At 61.1% G+C, this 1,225-nt stretch carries 2 protein-coding genes; both read right to left on the bottom strand.

From position 1 onward, the window contains the following. The coding region (locus tag EOA36_RS35730; RefSeq protein ID WP_145969527.1) for an ABC transporter permease subunit at positions 1 to 492 on the bottom strand (492 nt) is incomplete at its 3' end. 62 nt (positions 493 to 554) lie between these two features. After that, positions 555 to 1,225, bottom strand: a 671-nt coding sequence (locus tag EOA36_RS35725) for a transporter substrate-binding domain-containing protein (RefSeq protein WP_127281261.1), incomplete at its 5' end; no start/stop codon positions are given.

Here is a 1,225-nt window from a genome sequence, read left to right as displayed (position 1 = left end):
ATCCCGCCGCTGCTGGTCATCTTCTTCTGGTATTCCGGCGTGCTCGCCGGAATACCAGAAGAAGATGACCAGCAGCGGCGGGATGTTGCGGAAAATCTCGACATAGACCGTGCAGATCTTCTGGATCAGCCAGTTCTGCGACAGGCGACCGATGCCGATGATGAAGCCGATAATGGTGGCGGTGATGATGCCGGCGGCGGCAACGATGATGGTGTTGATCAGGCCGACGACGATGGCGCGGCCATAGGTCGAGTCCGACGTATAGGCGATCGGCGTGTCAGATATGTCGAAGCCGGCGCGCCCCTTGAGGAAGCCGAAGCCCGAGGCGATGTGCAGGCGCTGCAGATTGTCGATGACGTTCTGCACGATCCACCAGATGGAGCCGAACAACAAGACGACGACCAGCGTCTGGAAGAAGAGGCTGCGTATTCTCGGATCATTGACGAAGGAGCCGCGGCTCGGCTCCTCGCGTAGGATTTCCTGCGATGCCATGTCACGTCCCCTGTGAAAGAGAAACCGGAAGGCAGGTGCCTGCCTTCCGGATCACATTTCGATCAGCGGATCGGCGGAGCGTATTGCAGGCCGCCCTTGGTCCACAGCGCGTTGATGCCACGGGCGATCTTCAGCGGGCTGCCCGAACCGACATTGCGGTCGAACATTTCGCCGTAATTGCCGGTGGCCTTGACGATGTTGACGACCCAGTCGTTGGAGACGCCGAGATCGGTGCCGATCTTGGTGTCGGCCTCCTGGCCGAGCACGCGCTTGATCTCCGGGCTGGCGGAGTTCTTCATCTCGTCGACATTGGCCTTGGTGATGCCGAGCTCCTCGGCGTCGAGCAGAGCGAAATAGGTCCACTTGACGATGTGGTACCACTGGTCGTCGCCCTGGCGAACGGCAGGTCCGAGCGGCTCCTTCGAGATGATCTCGGGCAGCACGACGTGATCGGCCGGCGAGCCGAGCGTCAGGCGAATGCCGTAAAGGCCCGACTGGTCGGTGGTGTAGACGTCGCAGCGGCCGGCATCATAGGCGGCGTTGACCTCTTCCAGCTTCTCGAAGACGACCGGATTGTACTCCATCTTGTTCGCCTTGAAGTAGTCGGCGAGGTTGAGCTCGGTGGTCGTGCCGCTCTGCACGCAGACGGCGGCGCCCGAAAGCTGCAGCGCCGAATTGACGCCCGGCAGCTTCTTGGCGTTGATCATGAAACCCTGGCCGTCATAGTAGGTCG

Origin of the sequence: Mesorhizobium sp. M8A.F.Ca.ET.021.01.1.1, from assembly GCF_003998025.1 — a bacterium.
GTDB lineage: Bacteria > Pseudomonadota > Alphaproteobacteria > Rhizobiales > Rhizobiaceae > Mesorhizobium.
This window is presented reverse-complemented; position numbering and strand designations above follow the sequence as displayed.